We start from the raw sequence: 26835 nt of genomic DNA, 5'->3' as shown, positions 1-26835 counted from the left end.
TCAGGGATAATATTTCCTCAAAATATATTTACCATGAATAATTCATTTATATTCATAATTATTGCGTATATAAACCGCGTCTCATAAATACGCTATTCACGGCAGCGGAAGTGTGCCCCCTCGCCAGTCTGTTCAGGAGCGCACGCAGATTAAAATCCACCGATGTGCTCTGCGGCCAGCCATTTTGCCAGGGCATCAATCTGAGGCTGATGCAGCCAGTTTACGATCTGGCGGGCCTTCTCCTGCCCGACACCCGGCAGCATCCGCCACTCCGCTTCGCTTCGCTGAATCAGCGCCTGCCAGGTGCGATCCCCTGCCGCCTTGAGCGTCGACCGGGCCAGCGGTATTCCCATCGCGGTGATCCAGCGGATAAAAGGTCGCTCCCGCGCCAGGTTAAACTGATGCCACAGCGCAGCGCCATGCGATGCCGATATCCCCGCCGTCGCGGTGAGCTGCGCCTGCGTGAGCTGTAGCCAGGAGAAGAGGTGCTCAAACCGATGCGCCTGATAGAGGGTCCGCCATCCTGATTCGCCCACTCCTTCGATATCTAACGCCTGCCTGGAACTTAGCCACGTCAGCCGGGCAAAAAATTGCTCCATGCACTCCGGGGAGGCATAGAAACAGGTTAAGCCGTTATAGCGCGATGAGGGCGGCTGCGGTTTACGGCGATCCACATTGCGCCACACCACGTTATCCAGCCGGGGAATACCTTGTCCCGCCAGGCTTACCAGCACCTGATCGCCGGGGGCAATATCCAGCCTCTGCCAGCGGTTAACCGACCCTAAGCTGACGCGCTGTACGCGTTTATCGTCGAGCATCAGCGGCTCAAGCTGCGCAATCGCGGTGATCCGCCCGGTACGGCCAACGGTAAAGTGAATCGCTTTGACTTCCGTCACCTGGGCCACAGGAAGGTATTTCCATGCGACGACCCAACTCCCTTCCCCCGGCAGCCATCGCTCGCCCGGCGGCTCTGCCGAGGCGCGAACCACAATGCCATCCGTGGCGAAGGGCAACGAAGCCTTAAACCAGGCCGTCCGCTGCGCCTCCACGTCAACCGCGTTTTTAACCGGCAGGGTATAGCGGGCCGTCAGGGTAAAACCTGCCTCCGCCAGCGCGGAAAGGCGTGCTTTCATCGCTTTTGGGCCGTCCGGCCAGGCCCAGATAAAAATGCCTGTCTGCTTCAGCGCTGCGCGATCGGTCGCGCGCATCATTGCCCCCACTACCTTCGCACGCGCGTTCATCCCCCCCATCCGCTGCTGGATATGCCCGTCGCGCAGCAGAAAAAGTTCACCCTGCAACACGCTGTTGGCAAGCGGCCCGGCCAGCGTTTGCGGAATAGCGGGGATCATTCGCGCCTGTGCCGTCCACTCTTCCCCCTGTAAGCCGTCGCCCCGGCTAATCGCCTGCACCAGCTTGCCGTTTTTGTAGACCAGGGTGACCGCAACACCATCCACCTTTGGCTGTACCCAGAGATCCTGCTGCGTCGCCATCCAGCGGCTAAGCGCCTGCTTGCTTTCTACCTTATGCACGCCGGTATGGGCGAAGGGATGTTTCACCGTCCCACTGGCAGCTGGAAGATCGTCGTGCAGCGGTTCATCGTGAAAACAGCGCTGCCACTGTTTTAAGCGGGCGTTAAGCCTGTCGTAAACGTCGTCGCTCACCTCGCTGCTGCCCTGCTTCCAGTAATCATCATTCCAGCGAGTCAGCTGCGCCTTCAGGGCCGCGATCTCCTGCCCGGCTTTAGCCGGTGACCAGACCGGGCAGATAGCCATCGCCCCGCTGCTTAAGAAGATCATCAGTATGCTTATCCATTTCACCATTATTACCCCTCCCTGTTTTGCGAAGGGTATACCCTGCCCGGGAGCCGCAGACCAGCTGCAAAATTGCATTTTACGAGCGCGCTTCAGCGCGTTGTTTTTATTGCAGCAAAAGGAAGGTAAAAGCTGAAAACGGCACGCAAAATTTAATCATCCACGGGAAAAAGTGTGACAAAGGCTACGTCACACAGCGGCGACGTGTATAATAAGCCCGTATGTAGGACTTCTTCGTTAACACATACAAAAGACTCTCATGGCTCAAGGCACGCTTTATATTGTTTCTGCCCCTAGTGGCGCGGGTAAATCCAGCCTAATTCAGGCACTGTTAAAAACCCAACCGTTGTACGATACGCAGGTTTCTGTTTCTCACACCACGCGAGCACCGCGTCCGGGTGAAGTGCACGGTGAACACTATTTCTTTGTGAATCACGACGAATTCAGAGCGATGATTGGCAGAGACGCGTTTCTTGAACACGCAGAAGTTTTCGGTAACTACTACGGTACTTCGCGTGAAACCATTGAGCAGGTACTGGCGACCGGCGTGAACGTGTTCCTGGATATCGACTGGCAGGGCGCGCAGCAAATTCGTAAGAAAATGCCTGATTCGCGCAGTATCTTTATTTTACCGCCATCGAAAGATGAACTGGATCGCCGCCTGCGTGGTCGCGGCCAGGACAGCGAAGAAGTTATCGCGAAGCGTATGGCGCAGGCAGTTGCAGAAATGAGCCATTACGCGGAATATGATTACCTTATTGTGAATGATGATTTTGATGCCGCGCTGAGCGATCTCAAAACTATCCTTCGCGCAGAACGTCTGCGTATGAGCCGCCAGAAGCAGCGACATGACGCATTAATCACCAAACTGTTGGCAGACTGAACCCACTTTCAGTATCATGCCCAGTCATTTCTTCACCTGTGGAGCATTTTAAGTATGGCACGCGTAACTGTTCAGGACGCTGTAGAGAAAATTGGTAACCGTTTTGACCTGGTGCTGGTCGCCGCGCGTCGCGCTCGTCAGATGCAGGTAGGCGGTAAAGATCCGCTGGTACCGGAAGAAAACGATAAAACCACCGTTATTGCACTTCGCGAAATCGAAGAAGGTCTGATCAACAACCAGATCCTCGACGTGCGTGAGCGCCAGGAGCAGCAAGAGCAGGAAGCCGCTGAATTACAAGCTGTTACCGCTATTGCTGAAGGTCGTCGTTAATTAAACCTGCGGGTCGCCCTTGTATCTGTTTGAAAGCCTGAATCAACTGATTCAAACCTACCTGCCTGAAGACCAGATTAAGCGTCTTCAGCAGGCGTATCTCGTTGCACGTGACGCTCACGAGGGCCAGACACGTTCAAGCGGTGAACCCTATATCACGCACCCGGTAGCGGTGGCCTGTATTCTGGCCGAGATGAAACTCGACTACGAAACGCTGATGGCCGCCCTGCTGCATGACGTGATTGAAGATACCCCTGCCACCTACCAGGACATGGAACAGCTGTTTGGCAAAAGCGTTGCCGAGCTGGTGGAAGGGGTCTCTAAGCTTGATAAGCTGAAATTCCGCGATAAGAAAGAGGCGCAGGCCGAAAACTTCCGCAAGATGATCATGGCGATGGTGCAGGATATCCGCGTCATTCTCATCAAACTGGCTGACCGCACCCACAATATGCGCACGCTGGGCTCACTTCGCCCGGATAAACGTCGCCGCATCGCCCGTGAAACCCTCGAAATTTACAGTCCGCTGGCGCACCGTTTAGGTATTCATCACATTAAAACCGAGCTGGAAGAGCTGGGTTTTGAGGCGTTGTACCCGAACCGCTATCGCGTGATTAAAGAGGTGGTGAAAGCCGCTCGCGGTAACCGTAAAGAGATGATTCAAAAGATCCTCTCTGAAATCGAAGGGCGTTTGCAGGAAGCGGGCATTCCGTGCCGCGTGAGCGGTCGCGAAAAGCATTTGTACTCTATCTACTGCAAAATGGTGCTCAAGGAGCAGCGTTTTCACTCGATCATGGATATCTACGCGTTCCGCGTCATCGTCCACGATTCAGACACCTGTTATCGCGTGCTGGGGCAGATGCACAGCCTGTACAAGCCGCGTCCGGGGCGCGTCAAAGATTACATCGCCATTCCAAAAGCGAACGGATACCAGTCTTTGCACACCTCCATGATTGGCCCGCACGGTGTCCCTGTTGAGGTGCAGATTCGTACCGAAGATATGGATCAGATGGCGGAGATGGGTGTCGCGGCGCACTGGGCTTATAAAGAGCACGGCGGCGAAAGCAGCACCACCGCGCAAATCCGCGCCCAGCGCTGGATGCAGAGCCTGCTGGAGCTGCAACAGAGCGCAGGTAGCTCGTTTGAATTTATCGAGAGCGTTAAATCCGATCTCTTCCCGGATGAAATTTACGTTTTCACGCCGGAAGGGCGCATTGTCGAACTGCCTGCGGGCGCGACACCGGTCGACTTCGCTTACGCCGTGCATACCGATATCGGCCATGCCTGCGTAGGTGCCCGCGTCGACAGGCAGCCTTATCCGCTGTCGCAGCCGCTTTTCAGCGGACAGACGGTGGAGATCATTACCGCGCCGGGGGCACGTCCTAACGCCGCCTGGCTGAACTTTGTCGTGAGCTCAAAAGCGCGCGCAAAAATCCGCCAGCTGCTGAAAAACCTCAAGCGCGACGACTCCGTTAGCCTTGGGCGTCGTTTGCTCAATCACGCGCTGGGTGGCAGCCGCAAACTGGCAGAGATCCCACCAGAAAACATTCAGCATGAGCTGGAGCGTATGAAGCTCGCCTCGCTGGATGACCTGCTGGCAGAGATTGGTCTCGGCAACGCCATGAGCGTGGTCGTGGCGAAGAATCTGCAACAAGGCGAAACGACAGCCGTTCCTGCCACCACGCAAAATCATGGTCACCTGCCGATCAAAGGCGCTGACGGGGTGCTCATCACCTTCGCCAAATGCTGCCGTCCTATCCCGGGCGACCCGATTATTGCGCACGTCAGCCCAGGTAAAGGGCTGGTGATCCACCATGAATCCTGCCGTAACATCCGTGGCTATCAGAAAGAGCCAGAGAAGTTCATGGCGGTCGAGTGGGATAAAGAGACGGCGCAGGAATTTATCACTGAAATCAAGGTGGATATGTTCAACCACCAGGGTGCCCTGGCGAACCTGACGGCAGCGATCAACACGGCCTCATCCAATATTCAAAGCCTGAATACGGAAGAAAAAGATGGCCGCGTTTATAGCGCCTTTATTCGCCTGACCGCCCGTGACCGCGTGCATCTGGCCAATATTATGCGCAAGATCCGCGTGATGCCAGATGTCATTAAAGTCACCCGTAACCGAAACTAGCATTATGAATTCAAAACGTTACGAGCGAATCTGCGAAATGCTCGCCAGGCGTCAGCCTGATCTGACGGTCTGCATGGAGCAGGTCCATAAACCTCATAACGTCTCTGCTATCGTCCGCACCGCAGATGCCGTCGGCGTGCATGAAGTCCATGCCGTCTGGCCTGGCGCACGTATGCGTACCATGGCCTCCACCGCCGCAGGCAGCAACAGCTGGGTATCCGTGAAAACTCACCAGACTATTGGTGAAGCGGTCTCGCACCTGAAAGGGCGTGGCATGCAGGTTCTGGCAACCAACCTCTCTGCTAAAGCCGTGGATTTCCGTGAGATCGACTACACCCGTCCGACCTGCATTTTAATGGGCCAGGAGAAAACGGGGATCACGCAGGAAGCACTGGATTTGGCCGATCGGGACATCATCATTCCAATGATCGGCATGGTCCAGTCACTCAACGTGTCGGTCGCCTCAGCGCTGATCCTGTATGAAGCGCAGCGCCAGCGTCAGAATGCCGGAATGTACGAGCGCAGCAACAGCATGCTGCCTGAAGAGGAGCAGCAGCGCCTGCTGTTTGAAGGTGGCTATCCGGTGCTGGCTCGCGTTGCGAAGCAGAAGAAATTGCCTTACCCCCACGTCAACGCGCAGGGCGAAATAGAAGCCGATGCCGAGTGGTGGTCCACCATGCAGTACGCGGGGTAAATCATGAAAGGCCGCCTGCTGGACGCCATACCGCTCAACAGCCTGACGGGCGTGGGCGCGGCACAAAGCAGTAAACTGGCGAAGATAGGCCTGCACACCGTGCAGGATCTCCTGCTCCACCTCCCCCTGCGTTACGAAGACCGTACTCAGCTTTATAAGATTGGCGATCTGCTGCCCGCTATTTACGCCACCGTTGAAGGGGAAGTGCTGAACTGCAACATCACCTTTGGCGGACGCAGGATGATGACCTGCCAGATCAGCGACGGCACCGGCATTCTCACCATGCGCTTTTTCAACTTCAATGCGGCGATGAAAAATAGCCTTGCCACTGGACGACGCGTACTTGCGTACGGTGAAGCCAAACGGGGCAAATACGGCGCGGAGATGATCCACCCGGAATACCGCGTGCAGGGCGATCTCAGCTCACCTGAGCTACAGGAGACGCTCACGCCGGTCTATCCAACCACTGAAGGCATTAAGCAGGCTACGCTGCGCAAGCTCACCGACCAGGCGCTGGAGCTGCTTGATACCTGCGCCATTAACGAGCTGCTGCCGCCGGAGCTGGCGCAGGGCATGATGAGCCTGCCGGAGGCGTTGCGCACCCTGCACCGTCCACCGCCAACGCTTCAGCTTGTTGATTTAGAGAGCGGGAAACACCCCGCCCAACGGCGTCTTATCCTTGAGGAATTACTGGCTCACAACCTGAGCATGCTGGCCCTGCGCGCAGGTGCGCAGCGTTTCCACGCGCAGCCATTAAGCCAGCGTGATGAGCTCAAAGATAAGCTGCTGGCCTCACTGCCGTTTAAACCCACCGGCGCCCAGGCGCGGGTGACTGCCGAGATCGAACGCGATATGGCGCTGGATGTGCCAATGATGCGCCTGGTGCAGGGCGACGTGGGTTCCGGTAAAACGCTGGTCGCCGCGCTGGCCGCTTTGCGCGCCATCGCCCACGGTAAGCAGGTGGCGCTGATGGCACCGACGGAACTGCTGGCCGAGCAGCACGCCAACAATTTCCGGAACTGGTTCGCCCCGCTGGGAATTGAAGTGGGCTGGCTGGCCGGGAAGCAGAAGGGCAAAGCGCGCCTTGCGCAGCAGGAAGCCATTGCCAGCGGGCAGGTGCAGATGATTGTCGGCACGCACGCCATTTTCCAGGAACAGGTGCAGTTTAACGGCCTGGCGCTGGTGATTATCGACGAACAGCACCGCTTTGGTGTTCATCAGCGTCTGGCGCTGTGGGAGAAAGGTCTGCAACAGGGCTTCCACCCACATCAGCTGATCATGACCGCCACGCCGATTCCGCGCACCCTGGCGATGACGGCCTATGCCGATCTGGATACCTCCACCATCGACGAACTCCCCCCGGGCCGTACGCCGGTGACAACGGTCGCCATTCCGGACACGCGCCGCAGCGACATCATTGACCGCGTGCGCAACGCCTGCACCCAGGAAGGGCGTCAGGCTTACTGGGTCTGTACCCTGATTGAAGAGTCTGAGCTGCTGGAAGCGCAGGCTGCCGAAGCCACATGGGAAGAGTTAAAGCTCGCCCTGCCGGAGCTGAACGTCGGTCTGGTTCACGGGCGCATGAAGCCTGCCGAGAAGCAGGCGGTGATGCAGTCGTTCAAACAGGGCGAACTGCATTTACTCGTTGCGACCACGGTCATCGAAGTGGGCGTGGACGTGCCGAACTCCAGCCTGATGATTATTGAGAACCCGGAGCGCCTGGGCCTGGCGCAGCTCCACCAGCTACGAGGCCGCGTGGGCCGTGGTGCGATCGCCTCTCACTGCGTGCTGCTCTACAAAGCCCCTCTGTCGAAAACCGCGCAGATGCGTTTGCAGGTATTACGCGACAGCAATGACGGCTTCGTCATTGCGCAAAAAGATCTGGAGATCCGCGGCCCGGGCGAATTGCTGGGCACGCGTCAGACGGGTAACGCCGAGTTTAAAGTGGCGGATTTATTGCGCGATCAGGCCATGATCCCCGAAGTACAACGCCTTGCGCGTCATATTCATGAACGCTACCCCGAACAGGCGGCAGCGTTAATTGAACGCTGGATGCCGGAAACCGAGCGGTATTCCAACGCCTGACGGTCAGCCAAACATCGGCAGCATCAGGTAGAGCTTAATGACCAGCGCGTTGACGATATCAATGAAGAATGCGCCCACCATCGGCACCACCAGAAACGCCATGTGCGACGGGCCGAACCGTTCGGTGATCGCCTGCATATTCGCGATGGCCGTTGGCGTCGCTCCCAGACCAAACCCACAGTGGCCCGCAGCCAGTACCGCCGCATCATAGTTTTTGCCCATCATGCGCCAGGTAACAAAGATGGCATACAGCGCCATGAACACGGCCTGCACCGCCAGGATCGCCACCATCGGCAGCGCCAGCGAGGCCAGTTCCCACAGCTTGAGGCTCATCAGCGCCATTGCCAGGAACAGCGACAGGCTGACGTTCCCCAGCACGGACACTGCGCGCTCAAAGACGCGGTAGAAGCCCATCTGCGCCAGACCGTTGCTCAGGATCACCCCGATAAACAGCACGCAGACAAAGGTTGGCAGTTCGAAAGCCGTTCCCGCCAGCCATTGCGCAACGATTTTGCCCACGGTAAGGCAGATGGCAATCATGGCGATGGTTTCAATCATCACCAGCGAGGTGATGCTGCGGCCAACGTCCGGTTTTTCAAATGCGGTTGGCACCATTTCATCGTCTGGTCTGCCTTCCGGCGTGGTGGAGTGTTTCACCAGATAGCGCGCCACCGGGCCGCCAATCAGCCCGCCAAGCACCAGGCCAAAGGTCGCGCAGGCCATTGCCACTTCCGTTGCGTTTTCAAAGCCATAGCGTTCGATGAACAGCTTGCTCCACGCCGCGCCCGTTCCGTGGCCGCCTGACAGGGTAATCGACCCCGCCAGCAGACCCATCAGCGGATCCAGCCCCAGCAGCGACGCCATACCGATACCGATGGCGTTTTGCATCAGCAGCAGGCCCACCACAACAATCAGAAACACGCCCAGCACCTTGCCACCCGAACGCAGGCTTGCGAGGTTGGCGTTCAGGCCGATTGTGGCAAAGAAGGCCAGCATCAACGGATCTTTCAGGGACATATCAAAATCGATATCCCAGCCCATGCTTTTTTTCAGCACCAGCAGGGCCAGCGCCACCAGCAATCCACCGGCGACAGGTTCAGGAATGGTGTACTTTTTCAGAAAGGAAACACTGTGTACCAGCTTGCGACCAAGCAGAAGAACCAGCGTTGCGGCAACAAGGGTCGACAACGTATCGAGATGAATCATAAAAGGCTCCTGTTATGCGCGTATTCCATACACACGCGGCGTTATCCTGGGCCGGGTGATGCTCGTCATGAGCCGCCGGCGCGAAAAGTGTAATTTTTTTTTCCTGGTGGGTTGTAGAAAAGCTGCTCACAGCGGCAGATTTTCTCTCTTTTTTTTGCTGGCAATCGTTTGCTTTTACCAGGTGGTCAGATAAAATGCCCGCTTTTCCACCGTGGGATTGCCGCCGATGTCTGTTAACACTCTGGAGTCTGCTGATGCGCAACCGATTGCGCAGAAGCAAAACAGCGAACTGATTTACCGCCTTGAAGATCGTCCCCCGCTGCCGCAAACCCTGTTTGCCGCCTGCCAGCACCTGCTGGCGATGTTCGTTGCGGTCATCACGCCGGCTCTGCTGATTTGCCAGGCGCTGGGGTTACCGGCGCAGGATACGCAACACATCATCAGTATGTCTCTGTTCGCTTCCGGCGTGGCCTCCATCATTCAAATTAAAGCCTGGGGTCCGGTAGGTTCAGGTTTGCTGTCGATTCAGGGCACCAGCTTTAACTTTGTGGCGCCGCTGATCATGGGCGGTACGGCACTGAAAACCGGCGGCGCAGATGTCCCGACGATGATGGCGGCGCTTTTCGGCACCCTGATGCTGGCAAGCTGCACAGAGATGATCATCTCCCGCGTTCTGCACCTGGCGCGCCGGGTGATCACCCCGCTGGTCTCCGGGGTGGTGGTGATGATTATCGGCCTGTCGCTGATTCAGGTGGGTCTGACCTCCATCGGGGGCGGCTACGCGGCAATGAGCGACCATACCTTCGGCGCGCCGAAAAACCTGCTGCTGGCAGGCGTCGTGCTGGCGATCATTATTCTGCTTAACCGCCAGCGTAACCCGTACCTGCGCGTGGCATCGCTGGTGATCGCCATGGCGGCCGGTTACCTGCTGGCGTGGGCGCTGGGCATGCTGCCGGAAAACACTACCCCAACCAACAGCGCGTTGATTACCGTACCCACGCCGCTCTACTACGGCCTGGGCATTGACTGGAGTCTGCTCCTGCCGCTGATGCTGGTCTTTATGATCACCTCCCTGGAAACCATTGGCGATATCACCGCCACTTCCGACGTGTCCGAGCAGCCGGTCTCCGGCCCGCTGTACATGAAACGTCTGAAAGGTGGCGTGCTGGCGAACGGACTGAACTCGTTTGTCTCGGCGGTGTTCAACACCTTCCCGAACTCCTGCTTTGGCCAGAACAACGGCGTGATCCAGCTGACCGGCGTGGCCAGCCGCTACGTGGGCTTCGTGGTAGCGCTGATGCTGGTGGTCCTCGGCCTGTTCCCGGCGGTGAGCGGGTTTGTGCAGCACATCCCTGAGCCGGTGCTGGGCGGCGCGACGCTGGTCATGTTCGGTACCATCGCGGCCTCTGGCGTGCGTATCGTCTCCCGCGAGCCGCTGAACCGCCGCGCAATCATGATTATTGCGCTGTCTCTCGCCGTAGGGCTTGGCGTCTCCCAGCAGCCGATGATTTTGCAGTTTGCCCCTGACTGGGTGAAAAACCTGCTCTCTTCCGGCATCGCCGCGGGCGGTATTACCGCTATTGTGCTGAATCTCATTTTCCCGCCTGAAAAGAACTGATCCCCACACGGCAGGCTGTCAATGCCTGCCGTGACATCTCTTTACACCATTCCCGCCTTGAGCATTGCGCATAAATCGTGCATAACACCCTTATGTGCGTTTCGCGGGAAGGAAGACCATGAAATTTATTGGAAAGCTGCTTATCTATCTTCTGGTAGCCCTGCTCATTGTAGTGCTCGCCTTTTATTTTCTGCTCCAGACCCGCTGGGGCGCATCGCAGGTCAGCAGCTGGATCACGGTGAATACCGATTACGAGCTCAACTTTGACCTGATGGATCACCGCTTTTCATCCCCTTCTCACATCCTTCTGGAAAACGTTACCTTCGGACGAGATGGCAAACCGGCCACGCTGGTCGCTAAAAAAGTGGATATTGGCTTAAGCAGCCGCCAGATCACCGACCCGCTGCATATGGACGCCATCAGCCTGTTCGATGGCACGCTGAATTTATCGCCGCAGACGGCGCCGCTGCCGTTCCAGGCCGACCGTCTGCAACTGAATAACATGGCCTTTAACAGCCCGAATACGGAGTGGGATCTCAGTGCGCAAAAGGTGACCGGCGGCGTCAGCCCGTGGCAGCCCGAGGCGGGGAACGTACTCGGGAAAAATGCGCAAATCCAGATGAGCGCCGGGTCGCTCACGCTCAACGGCATACCGGCTAACAACGTGCTGATTCAAGGACAACTCAACGGCAAAGAGGTGGTGCTCAATACCATCGGTGCCGATATGGCGCGCGGCTCGCTTACGGGGTCGGCTCTGCGTAATGCCGACGGTGGCTGGGTTATCAACACCCTGCGTCTGAATGAGATCCGCCTGCAAAGCGACAAATCGCTGCTGGATTTCTTCGCCCCTCTCTCCACCCTGCCTTCGTTACAGATTGGGCGGCTGGAAGTGACCGATGCCCGTCTACAGGGGCCAGACTGGGCGGTAACCGACCTCGATCTCAGCCTGCGTAACCTCACCCTGAGTAAAGGTGACTGGCAAAGCCAGGAGGGACGGTTATCCATGAACGCCAGCGAATTTATCTACGGCTCGCTGCATCTGTTTGACCCTATCCTGAATGCGGAATTCTCCCCGCAGGGCATTGCGCTGCGTCAGTTCACCTCCCGCTGGGAAGGAGGCATGGTGCGCACCTCCGGCAACTGGCTGCGCGAGGGTCAGGCGCTGGTGCTGGACGACGTTGCCATTGCCGGGCTGGAATATACGCTTCCGGAAAACTGGAAAACGCTGTGGATGGACCCGCTCCCGGCATGGCTGAACAGCGTGACGCTGAAAAAATTTGGCCTGAGCCGCAACCTGGTGATCGACATCGATCCGGCGTTCCCGTGGCAGATCACCTCCCTCGACGGTTATGGCGCTAATCTGCGGCTGGCGCAGGATCACAAGTGGGGCGTGTGGGGCGGTAACGCAACCCTCAACGGGGCGGCAGCAACCTTTAACCGCGTCGACGTGCGTCGCCCGTCGCTGGCGCTGAATGCCAACGCCGCAACGGTAAATATTACCGATCTGAGCGCCTTTACCGAGAAAGGGATCCTGGAAGCAACCGCCACCGTGTCACAGCTGCCACAGCGACAAACCACCGTGAGCCTGAACGGGCGCGGCGTACCACTCAACGTTATGCAGCAGTGGGGCTGGCCAGCGCTGCCGATTGCGGGCGACGGCAATATTCAGCTCACCGCCAGCGGAAGCGTGCAGGCCAATGCGCCGCTGAAGCCGACGGTGAATGGGAAGCTGAGCGCGGTGAATATGGATAAACGGCAGGTGCAACAGACGATGACCCGCGGGATGGTGTCGGCGGAGGCTCCGGCACAGTAAAAAGCCGGGTGGCGGCTTCGCCTTACCCGGCCTACGAGGTTTTGGTTCCTTCTACCGTGGGTGAGGGCATCAGACCGCATAATTACCGTAGGCCCGGTAAGCGAAGCGCCACCGGGCATTTTTCCAGCTCAGAGGTGAACTACCACCTCATCCCCCTCGGCTTTCACCACCACACCCCATTCGCTACCCGCATGTGAACCGCCTTTTACGCCGCCGACCTTCTGCACGTTGCGCAAGCATACCGACCAGTTTTGCGCATCTCCCGCGCCGGTAAAGGTCACGACGTCGCCCTGACGTGACGCCTTCAGCGCAAACACTACAGAACCGTCCGCCGCAGGCACTTCACTCACCGCCGTTGCGCCATCGCTCAGGTTGAAGAGCTGGAAGGCCGTCCCCTCGTGCCACGCATAGTCCGGCTTCTGGTTATTATTGCCGAGCGCCAGCAGCGTGTTGTCGCGCACATAGACCGGCAGGCTCTGGAAATCGTGCTGCTGCTTATGCCAGCGGCTACCCTCGATTTCATCGTTGTGCCACAGGTGCGTCCAGCGCCCTTCCGGCAGGTAGAACTGCACGTCGCCCGCCTCGGAGAACACCGGCGCCACCATCACCGAATCCCCCAGCATGTACTGGCGGTCGAGGTAATCGCACGCCGGATCGTCCGGGAACTCCAGCATCATCGCCCGCAGCATCGGCGTGCCGAACTCGTGCGCCAGCGCCGCCTGACGATACAGATACGGCATCAGCTGACATTTCAGCTGCGTAAAGTGGCGAACCACGTCGCAGGACTCGTCATCGTACGCCCACGGCACGCGATAGGATTTGCTGCCGTGCAGGCGGCTGTGGCTGGAGAACAGCCCGAACGCGCACCAGCGTTTGTAGACGTGCGCCGGAGCGGTGTTTTCGAACCCGCCGATATCGTGGCTCCAGAACCCGAAGCCGGACAGCCCAATCGACAGCCCGCCGCGCAGGCTTTCGGCCATCGACTCATAGTTGGCGTAGCAGTCGCCACCCCAGTGTACCGGGAACTGTTGCGCACCCACGGAGGCAGAACGGGCAAACAGCACCGCCTCTTCTTCTCCCACCGTCTCTTTCAGCACGTTCCACACCAGCTCGTTATAAATGTAGGCGTAGTGGTTGTGCATCTTCTGCGGATCGGAACCGTCAAACCACTGGACGTCCGTCGGGATACGTTCGCCGAAGTCGGTCTTGAAGCAGTCGACGCCGATCTCCACCAGGCCTTTCAGCTTGTCCGCATACCACCGGCACGCGTCCGGGTTGGTGAAGTCGTAGATCGCCAGCCCCGGCTGCCATTTGTCCCACTGCCACAGGGAGCCGTCCGGGCGCTTCAGCAGGTAGCCCTTCTCTTTCAGCTCCCGGAAGATCGGCGATTTCTGGCCGATATACGGGTTTATCCACACGCAGACCTTCAGCCCTTTCTCTTTCAGGCGGCGGATCATCCCTTCCGGATCGGGGAAGGTCACCGGGTCCCACTCGAAATCGCACCACTGGAAGGCCTTCATCCAGAAGCAGTCGAAGTGGAACACGTGCAGCGGCAGGTCGCGCTCGGCCATGCCGTCGATAAAGCTGTTCACCGTCGCTTCGTCATAGTTAGTGGTGAAGGAGGTGGTCAGCCACAGGCCGAACGACCACGCAGGCGGCAGCGCCGGACGGCCGGTAAAGCGGGTATAGCGGTTCAGCACTTCTTTCGGCGTCGGGCCGTCGATCACGAAGTACTCGAGATATTCCCCTTCCACGCTGAACTGCACTTTGGACACTTTCTCGGAGCCGACTTCAAACGAGACGTTTTCCGGGTGATTCACCAGCACGCCGTAGCCGCGGTTGGTCAGGTAGAACGGGATATTTTTGTAGGATTGCTCGGTGCTGGTGCCCCCGTCGCGGTTCCAGGTTTCGACCGTCTGGCCGTTGCGCACCAGGGCGGTAAAGCGCTCGCCCAGGCCGTAGACCGTTTCCCCCACGCCCAGATCCAGACGTTCAAACACATAGTTGCGATCGGTGTTGGTATCCTGCACGTAGCCGTTGTTTTTCAGCTGGCTGCCAGTAATGCGATGGCCGTTGCGCAGGAAATCCAGCGCCCAGAACTCGCCTTTGGTGACGCGCACGCTGACGCTGCCGCTTTTCAGTTCGACAAATTCGGCGTTGTTTTCAATCCCGACCTTGACGTCTTTCAGGACGTTCAGCGGATAGTGCGGGCCGTTGTTCAGCGCGCCCTGGAAGTGCTCAATGCGCACCCCGATAATCCCCTCCTGCGGAGCAAACAGGCGCACCGTGAACATCAACGTGTCGAGCTGCCAGGTGCGTTCGCGCACGTCACGCGGCGCCACATATACCACCAGGTCATTGCCCTGCTGCTCCACGTCGAACACCTGCACCGGATACGTCACGTTAAGGCCCGGTTGGATAAGCCAGTTTCCATCACTGATTTTCATGCTTACGTCCTCTTAGTTCTGCAATTCTTTGCTGACCGGCAGGTTTTCAAATTCCTGCTGATTACGGCGCGCGCCCTGCGCCAGCTCGCCCAGGATTTTGGTCAGGAAGGGGGTTTTCAGCGTGTAGTAGCGTTTGGCGATGATGGCGCTCAGCACGTAACAGACCGCTGGGGCCAGGGTAAACAGGCCGATGATGATGCTGATGGTCGCGCTGTTCTGGGTTTTGGCTGCCGCGTCGTAGCCGCCGCCTGCCAGCATCCAGCCGATCATCGCCCCGCCCAGCGCCAGGCCGAGCTTCAGCACGAACAGCGTGCCCGCAAAGCTGATGCCGGTCAGACGTTTGCCGTTGGTCCATTCGCCGTAGTCGACGGTATCGGACATCATTACCCACTGAATCGGCGTCACCAGTTGGTGCAGCACGCCGATAACGAAGATGAAGCCGAACATCAGGACGGTGGCATGCATCGGCACGAAGAACATCGCCACGCTGACCACCGCCAGCGCGGCGTTGGTCCACCAGAAGATGCTGACCTTGCACTTCCAGTCGGTGAGCGGTTTCGCCAGCGCGGAGCCAATCAGATTGCCGACGCAGTAGGTGGTGAGGAAGGCGACGAACATCTCCGGCGAGCCCATGATCCAGGTGCAGTAGTACATCATCGCGCCCCCGCGCACGCAGACGGCGAGAATGTTGAGGATGGTGAGCACGCCGACGATGCGCCACTGGTCGTTTTGCCAGATATCACGCAGATCTTCACGCATGGAGGTGGTGCTCGGCGGCACCTGGATGCGCTCTTTGGTGGTGAAGAAGCAGAACGCCAGCATCAGGAACGCGACCACCGACAGCACGGCGATCCCGCCCTGGAAGCCGAACGCTTTGTCATCACCGCCAATCAGGTTCACCAGCGGCATCATCAGCACCGTGGAGAGCATGCCGCCCGCCGTCGCCAGCACAAAGCGCCAGGACTGGAGGGAGATACGCTGCGTCGGGTCGTTGGTGATCACGCCGCCCAGCGCGCAGTACGGGATGTTGACCACGGTATAGAGCAGGGTCAGCAGCGTGTAGGTAACGGCGGCGTAAACCATTTTACCGTTGAGGCTGAGGTCCGGCGTGGTATACGCCAGCACGCAGACGATGCCGAACGGGATGGCGCCGAACAGGATCCACGGGCGGAACTTGCCCCAGCGGCTGCGGGTGCGGTCGGCAATCAGCCCCATGCACGGGTCGGAGATTGCATCCAGCGCGCGCGCCAGCAGGAACATGGTGCCGACAAACCCGGCGGGAATACCGAAAATATCGGTGTAGAAAAACATCATGTACAACATGACGTTATCAAAAATGATGTGGCTGGCGGCGTCTCCCATGCCGTAGCCAATCTTCTCTTTTACTGACAATACTTCGCTCATCTTTTTTATCCTTCACGCTGTAGGGGGCGCTGAGACCGGTTGCATTGGTTTTAAACCATTGTTTCAAAGGCGGGTATTGCGTTTTCTGGTTAAGAGATTACGTTTCTTGTTTTTTGTGATCGGGATAAAAGTTGATGAGCACGAAATGCTAACCTGAGGATTTTCTTAAGAATTAGCTGAAACAGGGGGATTCAGGTCAAAAGAGAGGTGAAAAAAGTGGTGTGGGGTATGTGGTAAATGCCTGAAAGTAGCTATAATGCGCCCCGCCTCCATGTAGCAATGCAGGCGCGGAAGATCGTCATCTCCGGTGAGGTGGCTGGACTTCAAATCCAGTTGGGGGCGCCAGCGTTCCTGGGCAGGTTCGACTCCTGTGATCTTCCGCCAAAAATTCATTTCTTTTTATACAAAGCTTCAAGTGCTGCTAATAAGTCTTTTAATCCAGTATTGAAATCTTTTCTAAAATCCGCATATTTTTTTGTTTTTAATAACTCAGGTATTTTGCAATCTTTCAAAAGTAAAGGAAGCACATGAATACGATCATGCTCAATTTCATTCCAATACTTACTTTGCCATTCTCTCTCAACCCATTTTGAAGAAATAGCATTTTCAGAGAGGATAACAATTACAAAATCTGCTTCCTGTAATCCGTTAGAAACTCGTTCAGGTATACTTTCACCAACTTTAATATCCCATTCATCCAACCATGGAATATATCCATTTGCTTCAAGATCCATACATAACATTTTTGCAAATGGTTTATCCAATGACGAATGGGAGATAAAGACTTTAGCTCCACTTGGCTTACTCATGTAGCGCTGCTCCACAATTTTTTCTAGAAGAGTAGTTTCAACGTAATGTAACTCTGAAAAATAACTGCTTAATTTTTTATATGGAATTCTTTTTTTAACATTAAAAGGTGAGCATAACTCTGTAAGCTCATTTTTCCTTTTCATTAGATCATTCATTGAAGGGTAATCTAAATCATCATAAGGGATAGCGTAGTGCTCTGTAGCTAACAAAAAATTACCAAAATAGACAATAGCAACTGGAGTAATATTCTCGTTGTTTTCCAGACTATCATTTTCATCCCATTCAAAATCTTCTGGAAAAATCAAGTCATCATCATCGTAATAACCAATACGCCCTTTAAATTTCCCAGAGACTACTTTAACAGCACCATATCGATCCATTTCTTTAGGCATAGCTGAATCCTATATTCTCAATATTAACCCTTAGGTTCAATTTTCCTTAATCGCAAAGCCTCCCTCGCCAGTTCCTTCAACCAGCTGGCGAGACTCACCCCTTCCTCAGCCGCTACCGCATCCAGCTGTTCCTTCAATGCCGGATCAATACGCATTTTAAACTGCGGAGACTGCCCACCGCCTTTTGGTTTTTTTTCACGCGATATGATTGACATGAGGCCACCTATCCATCTACTCTGACACATATAGGAGGCCACCTAAACCTCCTGTATTTGCAACGCTCCGATGTGCGGGAACACAACCGGAGCGTCTAACCTCACCAACTATCAAGGAGTTGATTATGGCTGATTCGCATTCTACCCCAGACACCGACCAATCCGGAACCGAGCGTTCGTTAATTGTGGGATACCGCCCGAATGTTTACGACAAATCCACGCCGAAAATCATCCTTTCCGGCAAGTGGCTGCGCGCGGCAGGTTTTGATACAGGACAGCAGGTCACAGTAAAGGTCATGAAAGGATGCATCGTTCTGGTGGCGTATAACGAGCAGGAGCAGCGTTTGCAGGATGATTATAAACGGACGAAAGCAAAGCTTATTGAGATAGAGGACGCGCTTGCAGCGATCCAAATTCCACATGCTGGAAAGCGCCTCGCAAAATCAAATACAAACCACCTGGCTTAACGGCTGTTTCTGGCATACTACCTGCCAGGTGCATTAGATGTGGAGGCGACATGGCAGATAAAGACGTAATCCAATCCCCGACAGGCGAATTTGTTATGTTTGCCAGTGATGATGGAACGGTTCGCATCACATGTCGCTTTGAACATGAAACACTCTGGCTGTCGCAAGCAGCCATTGCGTCTCTTTACCAGGTCACCCCTCAAGCTATTACTCAGCATATTAAAGCTATTTACGAAGAAGGTGAGCTTGAACAAAAAGCAACTTGTAAGGCTTACTTACAAGTTCAGCAAGAAGGTCAGCGCAAGGTCAATCGCAACACACTTCACTATAGCCTGCCCGTCATTCTCGCCATCGGCTATCGTGTCCGGTCCACGCGAGGCACACAGTTCCGCCAGTGGGCCACCCAAACGCTCCAGGAATACCTGGTTAAAGGCTTCGTTATGGACGACGAGCGCCTGAAAAATCCGCCTGTGGGATCTTCCGCCGTCCCTGACTATTTCGATGAAATGCTGGAACGCATTCGCGATATACGGGCCAGCGAACGCCGGGTCTATCTTCGCGTGAGGGAGATTTTCGCATTAGCCGCTGACTATCAGCCGTCGCTCAAAGAAACCACGCAATTCTTTCAGACCATCCAGAATAAACTGCATTTTGCCTGCACTGGGCACACCGCTGCTGAGTTGATTCACCAACGTGCGGACGCCACTCAACCGCATATGGGGTTGACCAGCTATAAAGGCGAAGAAGTCCGTAAAAGCGATGTCACCACCGCAAAAAATTATCTGTCTCAGGATGAGGTGAGCGAGCTTAATCGCGTCGTTAATATGTGGCTCGATTTTGCCGAAGATCAGGCCAAACGCCGCAAGCAGGTATTTTTACGAGACTGGCAAACCAAGCTCGATCAGTTTCTGCAATTCAACGACCGGGACGTTTTAGAAGGCACAGGAAAAATCAGCAAGAAAGCGGCTGATGAAAAGGCGTGCTCAGAATACATCGAATATGAAAAAAAGCAGCGCCTGCTGAAAGAGGCCGAAGGTGAGAAAGATATTGTCGGCTTATTAAAATGGGATAAGCGGGCTAAGCGCTAATCCCGGCATAGGTTCATTATTTAATGATATTCATCATTTCAATATTTGATGCTTTTTTAGTGACTATTATTCTTGCGATGGAAGAATAGTCATAAATCAACCTTATAAATTTTTAAACGTCAATTGATACCATCCATACCTCGCAACTACAACTTTCTATTAAACCAACCAAAATTCTTTAACATTCCTGTTTTGAAATGAAAGTCACAATTTAAATCCATAATGAAGAGTAGTTTCCCTCAGTCTATAAAAGGAGATTGAGATGGCTATACCTGTTTACTTATGGCTCGAGGATGATTCAGGCCGGAGGATTAATGGATCTGTCGATATAAAAGATCGCGAAGGTTCAATAGAAGTGATTGAATTTATGCATTCTATAGAACAACCTATAGATAAATTCTCCGGTAAAATCACTGCAAAACGCATTTGTAGTACCTATGCATTCATGAAAGAGATTGATTCATCATCCTCTTATCTATACAAAGCCTTATGCACTGGGCAAACACTTAAAAAAGCAGAGTTCATATTTTACAGAATCAACTATAACGGACTTGAAGAGGCTTACTTTAAGACAACTTTAGAAAATGCAAGAGTAGTTCAAATTGAACCACTCATGTTTGACATTAAACTACCGCGAAACGAACGCTATACACATTGTGAATATGTAGATCTAACATATGAAAAAATAACATGGCATTACATAGATGGAAACATCATTCATTCTGATACCTGGAAGGAACGCGCTTAAGGAGAAAGTATGTCCTGGGAATATGATGTAAAAGAGCACAAATTTTATCTTGATGGTGTTTATCAGTTCGATGCAGATTATGCAGGAGCAAGTGGTTACAAAAACGATCCATCTCAAGAATGTGTAAAAAACAGTGGGCCTCTACCTCGAGGGAAATACACAATTGGTTCCCCTCATAATTCAGCCCACACCGGGAAATATACTCTCAGCCTCACGCCCTACTCGACAAATGAGATGTGTGGTAGAGACTCATTTAAAATACATGGTAAAAGCAGTTTGCACCCTGACGACTCTTCAGAGGGCTGCATCATTGCTCCTCTGAGTGCCAGAAGGAGTATCTGGAAAAGCAACGATACGGTATTGATAGTCAAATGAAGCGTTTATTTTGTTTATTGCCATTACTCGTTGCAGTCAGTTCGCACGTCTCAGCAACGGAAATGACCGGCTTCGCGACCGAGTATTACGATGAAGACGGATCATTGACGGAAATTTCTACAACAGTGCCCCTTTCACCGACCATCGCTATAGGCAAGCAAGCCGTACGAATGGAGGTTACTCACCTGTCAGATATCACCAGCACACCAGTTAACAAAGACAGCTCAGCACGCTGGGTCTGCCTTCATGACGACGATGGCACGAATTACTGGTTCATTTCTGATAACGAAATGGGTGCAGGATTGTTAACTGCGCTAGTTATTGCCAAAGATGGCATCCATAAAGAGTGTGCTAAAACAACGGAACCTGTCAGCGTCTCAGTCGCGAATGTTCCATTGTTGAATGCTACTCACAGGAATCTAATTGAAATGTTCGGCAAGAAAGGGATCGCCAAAAAGAAAGCGATACTTTTTTATCAGGAGACGCCAGTACAGAATGGATTCATCCAGAGTAATACGGTCTCGTATTACTTCGATGGCGAAAAAGTGCGTGGTGTAATCATCGGGCAAATTACCAGTAACTAGCTTGCAGACGCCCTCTCCAGAGGGAGAGGGCGTTAAGCCTGTCCACTCAACCGCATATGCAACAGCGGAAACGGATTCCCCTGCCCATCCAGTTCTGAACGCCCGACCTGCTCAAACCCCATATGACGATAAAACGCCACCCCCTGCGGATTCTGCTCGTTCACATCCACTTCATTTACGCCGAATTCTGCAATGGCATATTGCAGCAGCATTTTCCCGATACCCTTCCCCCGGCTCGCATCATCCACAAACAGCATTTCAATGCGATTGTTATCCACGCCCAAAAAGCCGTGAATAATACCCACGTCATCCCGGGCAATCACAACCCTGAGATTAGGCAAATATGCGTTGAGCAATAACGGACGCAGCGCCGCGATATCGCTTTCCTGCAAAAAGCGGTGCGTGGCGCGAACGGACGACTCCCAGACTGCGACGAGGCGTTCAAATTGTGAGGGGTGTGCGGCTTCTATTTTCATGGTGATATTCCGGTTGAGTAAAGTTTCAGGGCAGCAATGTAATGATATTCAGCTCTGCGACGTGCGCCACACGCCAGGCGTACAACCATACTCCGTCTGAAAATGACGAATAAAGTGCGCGCAGTCGCTGAACCCCATCCGCTGCGCAATATCCGTCACGCTTTGCTGTGAGTTCTTCAGCAGCCAGCAAGCATAGCGCAGTCTGGCACTGCGGATAAATTCGCGGGCCGTTTTGCCGAATTCTGCGTGGAACAGACGGTTGAGCTGGCGTTCACTCAATGCCACTTCTCGCGCAAGCCCGGCGGTGGTGAGCGGCCGGGTCAGGAACTGTTCTATCAGCATGACGGCGCGGCGCAACCGCGAGTCAGGGATAAGCGCAAAATTCGCCGGACGCGGGGTGGCAATTTCATGCGGAACGAGCGACAAACGCTGACAGGTGGTGCTGGCGATATCATCCCCGGCATGGGCGCGGATAAGCTCAGTTGCCAGCGTCAGGGTGGAAATACCGCCCGGGCAGGTCAGCACATCGCCATCGTCGATGAAATCATACCCTTGCTCAGCATAAACCAGCGGGAAAGCCTGCCGAAATGCATCAAGGTGGAAAGGATGGATGGACGCTCGTCGTTCATTCAGCAATCCTTCCTGTGCGAGGACAAAACTGCCGGTGCCAATGCCAATGAGCGGAACCCCGGCATGGTGGGCATGTGCCAGATACGCTTTATCCCCCTGATACCCTAAGTCCAGATACTGCAATTCACCGCCGATAACAGCAAGATAGTTAAAACTGTCCGGCGGCGCATGGGGAGAATCTGGTCTCATGATAATCCCCGCATTGCTGATAATCGGGATATCAGGAAATTCACTTATCAGGCTGATTTTAAATGCTAATTTATCCTGAGCTTTCGCTGCATAACGCAGCGCCTCCAGCAACCCGGAGACGGCCAGGAGTGAATAACGGGGCCATAATATCAACCCAATATGCAGACACTTTTCCGGTACTGATTTCCCCCCATCGTAGGAGTCAAATACACTTTTCATTTACTTGCCAAATTTAAAATTAATTACATTATCGCAACATGATCTGTCGCACTTTTTATTTCTAAGGTAATCCTGATATTTTAAATCAAGCATAAATGAGACAGGAGGAAAATATAATGTTTTTCTCGTTTATATCATTCTTTTTTTGAACCACGACACACATATGTCGGTAATGTTCCTAAGGTAAAGATATAGTTACCATTATGTTGTTCATTGATCCGCATATAAATACTCTTGCCCGGATAGACAAAGAATTGCGGTTCATATTTTTCCAGCCAGCTGTCTTCGACATTATCGTCCGGGAACGTCATATTTTTTTCTGACGTCAGCAAATAGAGATGATCTTGTCTCTCCACCCGAAAGGAAATTTTCCTGTCAATGGTTTTACCCGGATCGCTCTTTGCCCGGCCATTCATGCTCAGGGTGCCGAGTTTCCCGTCGAAGGTGTAATTCAGCCAGACCGTCAGCGTCTCATCCGGATGGTGCTGTACCAGATTAGCCTGGCATGAAAAAGGCTGAACGTAAGTTCGGTGCCACAGGTAATAGCCCGTCAGCACGCCTGCGGTGACGAGGCCCGTCACGATGATATACAGCATCTGCCGAAAACGAGTCATGCTAGCTATCCTTCAGGAAATAATCAGATATACAGCGGTTCGGCTCTTTCATTGGCCGGTCGCAGCGAATAACCGACGCACGAGGAAGCAGAGCGTACCAGCTGATGTAAACCCAGGGATATTGCGCGCATTCAGCCTTGAATTGTTCCACATAGGTCAGCGCTGAAGCGCGTTCAGCGTGAGTCTGAATGTCGTTCGCAAGATAAACGCGACAGGCTCCGACGGATGCCGCAAAACGGTAATCCTCAACAAAACGGTTTTCTGTGGCGTTCATATATCCCGTCACGCCTGCCCCGGCCAGGACGATCAATAGCCCCATGACGACAGCCAGCCAGCGCGTGGGCTTCCTGGCAACGGGCGTTGCTGGCTCGGAGGATGCAGAGACCTCCTCGATCGCTGGCGCCTCCCCACATTGTTCCTCTGCGGGTTGAGGCGCGACGGGTGAAGACTCTCTGACGGTTATTTGCGTGTCGCTTGCCAGCGTCAACCCAATCCGCGGAATGGTAACGATAGGGTCAGTTTCAAAACCAATCTTTTTGAGCCCTTTGCGCAGGATGGAGATGTTCTGGTAATAGGTATTGGAGGAGACAAGCATGCCGCGGCTTTGCCAGACAATATCAAGGAACTCTTGCTGAGTGACAATCGACCCCGCTCTGTCGATTAATAACAACAGGCATCGGCCTGCTGGCGAATTTAACACAACCACACGGTCAGGATTGTTGATATCACGTAACGTGCTGGCCGCAGGATGAAATTCGACGATATTATTTATAATGTAATGCTTATGCATAGGGGCAGTATGAATTCTCCGGTTAACAGATGTTGAACCTGGGTCACCGCATGTATGGGATGACATTCACGTCGGGATTAATGTGACTGATTAACGTCATGCTGTATATCTTCGCCATTGGCGAAAAATCTTAATTTATATTTCATCCCTTAAGCTTCACTGAACCTGCATAAGAACTCAACCCTTGTAGAATGCGGCTTGCAGAGCCGCTTCATCCGCAATCATCCTCATTATGATGTTTTGTGAAGTGAATTTCCGCTCCACAGAAGTATCTGACTACCGGCAGCATCTCATTTATCAGGGCCTCATCTTTTGGCGCACTCCTCGCCTCTTGACATTGACAAATATCTACATAAAAAAACATTGTACGCCACGGACATGCGTGTCTAAAATATTCAGCATCCTTAAGCCTTAAGTTTTCTCAACCTGACCAATATCAATAGCTTACATGGTTTTTGTATGCTTTTTAGCCACCTTTCTATCAGTTTTTATCGATGATAACATTCGTAAATTGTTATTCCCCGTCAGCAACTTCACACCCGCACTGACACCAGACGACAAACTCCTTACAAAACATTTATCAAAGCTAAATTTTCATTAAAAATAGCGGCTATCATAATTTACAGAAAGCGAAGCGGAATAAGACCAATCAGAGGGAAGCGTCGTAACCGGTCTCGATCTTAGTAATTAATACAATTTTAGATTAATTCAGATTACCTCTTTATTGGCCGACGTATAGTAGGCCTACAGTATGCAATACGTCATTGCTTCGAGAATACTGGCGATAACCTTATAAATAATTCGCCTGATTACTATTATAAATCGAGGAATAACATGACGAACAATAGCCAAATAACACAGCATATAACTGTTGCACTGATGGGCGGCGATCATTATGCAAGAAACGGCATTAAAACGTTATTAAGCAGCATCCGCGACGACCTTCACATCATTATCATCGAAGGAGGTTATCAGGAACTGGATAAGGCGCTGTCGTCGATTCGTATCGATATCTTATTTATATCCGGCGCAGAGAAATACCATACAGGGTATGACTCACTGAAATATTTAAAAAAAATCAAAGTCACGCAGCCTGAAGTGATTATCTGCCTGTACTCAACCTCTGCCCATTCCCTGTTATGGGTCCGGGAAGATATTGATGCCTATATCTCGCTACAGAACACGGTTTATCAGTGGCGGATAAAGCTAGCAAAAATGGTCGATAGCCATTATCGGCCCCAAAAGCAGCCAGCGGCGTTATCGCTGACGCCTGGAGAAAGGAGGGTATTAAAGGAACTCAGGAACGGACTGGATATACGTTACATCGCAGAACTGGAGAAACTTTCTTATCGCCGCGTGAGCGCCTTAAAAAGCTCAGCGATAAGGAAACTCGGGCTCAGGAATAAGACAGATTTGCTGGTCTTTTTAACCAGTTAGACCTGCCGCTTTCAGAGCAAATCTCGTAATAAAAAAATCAAGGAACTATGAAATGAAAGCACGCCTTACTTGCCATTCTCTGCTGGCATTAAGCATTGCCGCCCTGCTGCCAGCGGGCTCAGCACTGGCCGCCACCACCAGCGGCGGCACGGTTAACTTCAGCGGTAAAGTGGTGACCTCCGCCTGTGCCATCAGCGCCGGTAGCGCCAATATCGACGTCGACATGGGTGAAGTGCGTACCGCCACGCTGGCTGCCGCAGGCAGTGAAGCCAGTACCGCAAAAGCCTTCTCCATCACCCTGGAAGATTGCGAAATCGCCGATACCTCCGCGTCCACGGAAGATAACCCTATTGCCGCAACGACCGTGGCTATCACCTTCACCGGTACACCGGACAGTACCGATGTGAATAGCCTGGCCGCGGGAGTAAACGGCGGCGCGGGCTCGGCGCAGCATGTCGCTATCCGTCTTTATGACGAACAGGGCAACGTCGTCAGGCTGGGTGAGCCGGCAGCAGCGATCCCCCTGCGTGCGGGGGCGAACATCCTGAACTTCAGCGCGAAATATTACTCCCCACTGGGCAACGCCACGGCGGGTGATGCCAGCGCGGTCGCCACCTACACCGTGACCTATTCGTAATCTTCAGGCCCGGTCTGCTGGCCGGGTCTGACTCAGCTTTCAGGAGACGCACTATGCGCGTAAACACATGGATTTGTCTGGCTGGCACGTTATGTTCATCCGCCGTGTACGCAGGCGGCGTGGGGTTAGGCGCAACGCGGCTGATCTACACCGGCGCGGCTACGCAGACGATGATGCAGGTAAGAAATACCCACCCTGATGCCACGTTTCTGATCCAGTCCTGGATGGAAGACGAGAAAGGGAGCCGTACCAACGACTTCGTCATCACGCCGCCGCTGTACGTCATGAAGCCCGCCAGCGAAAGCGCGGTGAAAATCATGTTCAGCGGCGACGCCCTGCCAGCCGATCGCGAGACGCTGTACTGGATGACGGTCAAAGCTATCCCGCAGCAGGTTAAAAACGGTTCCGGCAATTCGCTGCAATTCGCCTCTGCCAACCGCATCAAGGTCTTTTATCGCCCGGAGCGGCTCAGGGAAGGTGCAGGGGAGGCATGGAAAAACCTTGCCGGCGCCTACCGCGCGGGCAAGGTCACGCTGACCAACCCAACGCCGTATTACCTCACCACCATTAACGTGAAAATTGATGGCAGGCCGGTGTCGCCCGTCATGGTACCGCCGAAATCCAGCGTGACGCTGGCAGACACCTTCAGCCATGCGAGCAGCTTAAGCTACCAGACGATTAACGATTATGGCGCCTGGACGCCCGTTACCCGCACGTCATTGTCCCAATAATAAAAACA

The 26835-nt window shown here is 54.0% G+C and carries 25 protein-coding genes and 1 tRNA gene; 16 read left to right on the top strand and 10 right to left on the bottom strand.

Going from position 1 to position 26835, the window contains the following annotated elements; genetic code table 11:
- Window positions 1–149: 149 nt before the first annotated feature.
- Window positions 150–1820 (bottom strand): NAD-dependent DNA ligase LigB, encoded by a 1671-nt coding sequence (ligB, locus tag IM290_RS05930; RefSeq protein WP_193042198.1) that lies wholly within the window; start codon window positions 1818–1820, stop codon window positions 150–152.
- A 250-nt stretch (window positions 1821–2070) separates the two neighbouring features.
- Here ligB and gmk point away from each other — a divergent pair, with 250 nt between their 5' ends.
- Genes gmk through recG form a run of 5 tightly spaced genes read left to right on the top strand, consistent with a single transcriptional unit; the run spans window position 2071 to window position 7937 of the window.
- A complete protein-coding gene (gene gmk / locus IM290_RS05925; protein ID WP_006177710.1) occupies window positions 2071–2694 on the top strand; it encodes a guanylate kinase in 624 nt (207 codons plus the stop codon).
- Between the two features lie 54 nt (window positions 2695–2748).
- Window positions 2749–3024 (top strand): DNA-directed RNA polymerase subunit omega, encoded by a 276-nt coding sequence (rpoZ, locus tag IM290_RS05920; RefSeq protein WP_000135058.1) that lies wholly within the window; start codon window positions 2749–2751, stop codon window positions 3022–3024.
- 19 nt (window positions 3025–3043) lie between these two features.
- Window positions 3044–5158, top strand: a complete 2115-nt coding sequence (gene spoT / locus IM290_RS05915) for a bifunctional GTP diphosphokinase/guanosine-3',5'-bis pyrophosphate 3'-pyrophosphohydrolase (protein WP_003860921.1) — start codon at window positions 3044–3046, stop codon at window positions 5156–5158.
- Between the two features lie 4 nt (window positions 5159–5162).
- A complete protein-coding gene (gene trmH, locus IM290_RS05910; protein WP_003860922.1) occupies window positions 5163–5852 on the top strand; it encodes a tRNA (guanosine(18)-2'-O)-methyltransferase TrmH in 690 nt (229 codons plus the stop codon).
- 3 nt (window positions 5853–5855) lie between these two features.
- Complete coding sequence (gene recG / locus IM290_RS05905) at window positions 5856–7937, top strand: ATP-dependent DNA helicase RecG (RefSeq protein WP_017383630.1); 2082 nt, start codon at window positions 5856–5858, stop codon at window positions 7935–7937.
- A 3-nt stretch (window positions 7938–7940) separates the two neighbouring features.
- On the opposite strand, the gene gltS is transcribed toward recG, so the two are convergent.
- Window positions 7941–9143 (bottom strand): sodium/glutamate symporter, encoded by a 1203-nt coding sequence (gene gltS, locus IM290_RS05900; RefSeq protein ID WP_193042199.1) that lies wholly within the window; start codon window positions 9141–9143, stop codon window positions 7941–7943.
- A gap of 226 nt (window positions 9144–9369) precedes the next feature.
- Here gltS and xanP point away from each other — a divergent pair, with 226 nt between their 5' ends.
- Both xanP and IM290_RS05890 read left to right on the top strand, forming a co-directional pair.
- On the top strand, window positions 9370–10761 hold the full coding sequence (gene xanP / locus IM290_RS05895; RefSeq protein ID WP_015570053.1) for a xanthine/proton symporter XanP: 1392 nt from the start codon (window positions 9370–9372) through the stop codon (window positions 10759–10761).
- A 118-nt stretch (window positions 10762–10879) separates the two neighbouring features.
- Window positions 10880–12574 (top strand): AsmA family protein, encoded by a 1695-nt coding sequence (locus IM290_RS05890; RefSeq protein ID WP_193042200.1) that lies wholly within the window; start codon window positions 10880–10882, stop codon window positions 12572–12574.
- A 128-nt stretch (window positions 12575–12702) separates the two neighbouring features.
- Here IM290_RS05890 and yicI read toward each other — a convergent pair whose 3' ends face one another.
- A complete protein-coding gene (gene yicI, locus IM290_RS05885) occupies window positions 12703–15021 on the bottom strand; it encodes an alpha-xylosidase (protein ID WP_193042201.1) in 2319 nt (772 codons plus the stop codon).
- A gap of 12 nt (window positions 15022–15033) precedes the next feature.
- Window positions 15034–16425 (bottom strand): glycoside-pentoside-hexuronide family transporter, encoded by a 1392-nt coding sequence (locus tag IM290_RS05880; protein ID WP_193042202.1) that lies wholly within the window; start codon window positions 16423–16425, stop codon window positions 15034–15036.
- 289 nt (window positions 16426–16714) lie between these two features.
- Here IM290_RS05880 and IM290_RS05875 point away from each other — a divergent pair.
- Window positions 16715–16809, top strand: a tRNA-Sec gene (locus tag IM290_RS05875).
- A gap of 5 nt (window positions 16810–16814) precedes the next feature.
- Here the strand turns inward: IM290_RS05875 and IM290_RS05870 are convergent.
- Both IM290_RS05870 and IM290_RS05865 read right to left on the bottom strand, forming a co-directional pair.
- Entirely contained in the window at window positions 16815–17627 is an 813-nt protein-coding gene (locus IM290_RS05870; protein ID WP_047056956.1) for a toll/interleukin-1 receptor domain-containing protein, read from the bottom strand.
- 23 nt (window positions 17628–17650) lie between these two features.
- Window positions 17651–17842 (bottom strand): toxin-antitoxin system HicB family antitoxin, encoded by a 192-nt coding sequence (locus IM290_RS05865; RefSeq protein WP_032649915.1) that lies wholly within the window; start codon window positions 17840–17842, stop codon window positions 17651–17653.
- 125 nt (window positions 17843–17967) lie between these two features.
- Here IM290_RS05865 and IM290_RS05860 point away from each other — a divergent pair, with 125 nt between their 5' ends.
- From IM290_RS05860 to IM290_RS05840, 5 genes are all read left to right on the top strand, one after another.
- The gene (locus tag IM290_RS05860; RefSeq protein WP_006812446.1) at window positions 17968–18309 is read left to right on the top strand and encodes a SymE family type I addiction module toxin; all 342 of its coding nucleotides are present in this window, start codon (window positions 17968–17970) and stop codon (window positions 18307–18309) included.
- 50 nt (window positions 18310–18359) lie between these two features.
- On the top strand, window positions 18360–19397 hold the full coding sequence (locus tag IM290_RS05855; protein WP_193042203.1) for a virulence RhuM family protein: 1038 nt from the start codon (window positions 18360–18362) through the stop codon (window positions 19395–19397).
- Window positions 19398–19659: 262 nt separating this feature from the next.
- Window positions 19660–20145 carry a type VI secretion system tube protein TssD gene (tssD, locus tag IM290_RS05850; protein ID WP_017383637.1) on the top strand — a complete coding sequence of 162 codons (486 nt, stop codon included), beginning with the start codon at window positions 19660–19662 and terminating at the stop codon, window positions 20143–20145.
- Window positions 20146–20154: 9 nt separating this feature from the next.
- On the top strand, window positions 20155–20520 hold the full coding sequence (locus tag IM290_RS05845) for a tlde1 domain-containing protein (protein WP_023302859.1): 366 nt from the start codon (window positions 20155–20157) through the stop codon (window positions 20518–20520).
- Complete coding sequence (locus tag IM290_RS05840; RefSeq protein WP_225561440.1) at window positions 20517–21104, top strand: hypothetical protein; 588 nt, start codon at window positions 20517–20519, stop codon at window positions 21102–21104. The genes IM290_RS05845 and IM290_RS05840 overlap by 4 nt, the downstream gene beginning before the upstream one ends.
- 32 nt (window positions 21105–21136) lie before the next feature.
- On the opposite strand, the gene IM290_RS05835 is transcribed toward IM290_RS05840, so the two are convergent.
- The 4 genes from IM290_RS05835 to IM290_RS05820 all read right to left on the bottom strand — a co-directional run bounded on the left by IM290_RS05835 (window position 21137) and on the right by IM290_RS05820 (window position 24022).
- Window positions 21137–21580, bottom strand: a complete 444-nt coding sequence (locus IM290_RS05835) for a GNAT family N-acetyltransferase (protein ID WP_193042204.1) — start codon at window positions 21578–21580, stop codon at window positions 21137–21139.
- Window positions 21581–21628: 48 nt separating this feature from the next.
- Complete coding sequence (locus IM290_RS05830) at window positions 21629–22399, bottom strand: GlxA family transcriptional regulator (protein WP_223230145.1); 771 nt, start codon at window positions 22397–22399, stop codon at window positions 21629–21631.
- Between the two features lie 353 nt (window positions 22400–22752).
- The gene (locus IM290_RS05825) at window positions 22753–23232 is read right to left on the bottom strand and encodes a hypothetical protein (protein WP_017383641.1); all 480 of its coding nucleotides are present in this window, start codon (window positions 23230–23232) and stop codon (window positions 22753–22755) included.
- Window position 23233: 1 nt separating this feature from the next.
- Entirely contained in the window at window positions 23234–24022 is a 789-nt protein-coding gene (locus IM290_RS05820; protein ID WP_126340304.1) for a winged helix-turn-helix domain-containing protein, read from the bottom strand.
- An 834-nt stretch (window positions 24023–24856) separates the two neighbouring features.
- On the opposite strand from IM290_RS05820, the gene IM290_RS05815 reads away from it, so the two are divergent.
- From IM290_RS05815 to IM290_RS05805, 3 genes are read left to right on the top strand one after another with little or no spacing between them, the layout of a single operon-like run.
- Complete coding sequence (locus tag IM290_RS05815; protein WP_015570068.1) at window positions 24857–25459, top strand: helix-turn-helix transcriptional regulator; 603 nt, start codon at window positions 24857–24859, stop codon at window positions 25457–25459.
- A gap of 52 nt (window positions 25460–25511) precedes the next feature.
- Window positions 25512–26096, top strand: a complete 585-nt coding sequence (locus tag IM290_RS05810) for a fimbrial protein (protein ID WP_015570069.1) — start codon at window positions 25512–25514, stop codon at window positions 26094–26096.
- Window positions 26097–26149: 53 nt separating this feature from the next.
- Window positions 26150–26827: a molecular chaperone gene (locus tag IM290_RS05805; RefSeq protein WP_032104018.1), complete on the top strand. Its 678-nt coding sequence runs from the start codon at window positions 26150–26152 to the stop codon at window positions 26825–26827.
- The last annotated feature ends 8 nt before the right edge of the window (window positions 26828–26835 follow it).

This window comes from Enterobacter cloacae complex sp. S1 (genome assembly GCF_014930525.1).
In the GTDB taxonomy this organism is placed as follows: domain Bacteria; phylum Pseudomonadota; class Gammaproteobacteria; order Enterobacterales; family Enterobacteriaceae; genus Enterobacter; species Enterobacter hormaechei_C.
This window is presented reverse-complemented; position numbering and strand designations above follow the sequence as displayed.